The following is an 858-nucleotide window of genomic DNA, read 5'->3' as shown; positions in this document are numbered from 1 at the left end:
TTAAGGTTCTGTCTATGAGGATCGGTATACTTACCTTTGATAATGTCTATCGCCATGCCGACACGTTTAAATTGAACAAAGCCAAAATAAACAGTGAAGATGATCGCAGCGAGCAACAGCCAGCCAACAATCACTGGGAAGTTAGCTTCACCAATCGGTACACTTTTAAATATCAGCCCAACGAACCAACCTGTGTATTCGTTGAAAAAACCATCAACACTTTGACTTAAGTTGCTGATAGCTTGGTTAAATGATCCTTCTTCTGCAAATGCACTGGAACTAAACAATAATATAAACCCAAAAAATAATTCACGTATGTTTTTCATGGTTGTCCCTGTCTTTTTAATAAATTATGTTTGTTGCTGTTGTGTTTGTTTTCTATTTGATTTGTATATTTCAGCGGTATATCTACTTCATTCGACGGCAACATAAACGGCTGTAGCTAGGTCGAAAAACGAAATAAATATAAGTACTGATCTTGCTTTATATGGATATCCTTTTGGTATGTGCACCAATAAGACTATGGTATTCGGACTACCAAGTCCTACTGACAATCCTATACATAAAAATAATGCCAACAAAGAAATTTTTACAATAAATTTACAATTGTTCGGGTTTTGTCATCATTTGGGAATAAGTCGATGCTTTTTATGCTGAGAAAAGCATATGCAGTAGCTGCTATAGAGTCGGGTGAAGGAGAATTCAGAGTGATGGGCTGGAGGGACATAGAGGGCGCGTAGGGGATTTCGAGTATTCGATATGTTTTCGAGGTGTATAAACATTCGAAGGCTGAAGGTGTCTTTGGATCTGAGGATATTAAAAAAGCCCTTTATCAGAGCTTTTATGTTCTAGCGGAAA

Annotated in this window: 1 pseudogene; it reads right to left on the bottom strand. The window is 37.3% G+C overall.

Annotated features, from left to right (window positions below):
- Nucleotides 1-326: pseudogene (locus AB4493_RS22075) on the bottom strand (alanine glycine permease); the annotation flags it as partial.
- Nucleotides 327-858: the final 532 nt, after the last annotated feature.

This window comes from Vibrio sp. 10N.222.55.A1, from assembly GCF_041473835.1.
GTDB classification, from domain to species: domain Bacteria; phylum Pseudomonadota; class Gammaproteobacteria; order Enterobacterales; family Vibrionaceae; genus Vibrio; species Vibrio crassostreae_C.
This window is presented reverse-complemented; position numbering and strand designations above follow the sequence as displayed.